Annotated in this window: 2 protein-coding genes; both read left to right on the top strand. The window is 63.1% G+C overall.

The features are described from left to right. Window positions 1-148 precede the first annotated feature (148 nt). A complete protein-coding gene (locus KEM39_RS11430; protein WP_211710083.1) occupies window positions 149-427 on the top strand; it encodes a PsiF family protein in 279 nt (92 codons plus the stop codon). Window positions 428-625: 198 nt separating this feature from the next. Further along, on the top strand, window positions 626-810 hold a 185-nt coding region (locus KEM39_RS11425), incomplete at its 3' end, for a 1-deoxy-D-xylulose-5-phosphate synthase N-terminal domain-containing protein (RefSeq protein WP_211710082.1).

Genomic DNA, 810 nt, shown 5'->3' with positions numbered 1-810 from the left:
GGCCATGGCCTGACGATGGACGCCTGCCGGCCCGTCGGCGGCAATCGCAAACTTTTACAACGGCCGGCGCGCGACGTTGCTGTGCGCCCGGCGCTGTGCTGCAATGTGGGGGCGCTGGATTTCGGCGCGCCTTCAAAACCATTCCATCATGAAAAAAATCGTTGTTCTGGCAGTTGTCTCCCTGGCCTGCAGCATCAGCATGGCCGCCGGAGACAAGGCCCCCACGGCCCAGCAAAAGCTGATGGGCACCTGCAACACCGAAGCCGCCGGCAAGAAGGGCGACGAGCGCAAGGAGTTCATGAAGTCCTGCCTGTCCGACGGCAAGAAGCGCCAGCAGGAACGCATGAAGACCTGCAATGCCGACGCCACCGGCAAGAAGGGCGACGAGCGCAAGGCGTTCATGAGTGAATGCTTGAAGAAGGACTGAAGCTCCCCCTGAGCGGCTGACGCCGCTTCCCCCTCTCTACCCGCTTCGCGGGGGAAGGGGACGACACCCTCGCTGCGGGGCGGCCCTTGCTCGGTGTCCCTTGGTGGGGGCGCGCTACTTGCAAGGGTGGCGTTCGATGCCACAGGCAACTGATACGAAAATATGGGCGATGGTCTTGCGGCCATCAAGATATCTAGCATGACCACGAACACCTACTCCCTGCTGCAGACCATCGACGATCCCGCGGATCTGAGGCGTCTGTCGCGTGCCGAACTCAAGACCCTGGCCCAGCAGCTGCGTGCCTACGTGCTCGACAGCGTCTCCAAGACCGGCGGGCATCTGAGTTCCAACCTGGGCACGGTGGAGCTGACGGTGGCGCTGCA

Origin of the sequence: Neisseria sp. Marseille-Q1983 (genome assembly GCF_018224585.1) — a bacterium.
Taxonomy (GTDB): domain Bacteria; phylum Pseudomonadota; class Gammaproteobacteria; order Burkholderiales; family Neisseriaceae; genus Neisseria; species Neisseria polysaccharea.
Note: the sequence above shows the minus strand (reverse complement) of the source record. Positions and strands in the feature narration are given on the sequence as shown.

Bases quoted from the DNA above. Each gene is read 5' to 3' on its own strand.
- KEM39_RS11430 (WP_211710083.1), top strand. From the start codon at position 149: ATGAAAAAAATCGTTGTTCTGGCAGTTGTCTCCCTGGCCTGCAGCATC.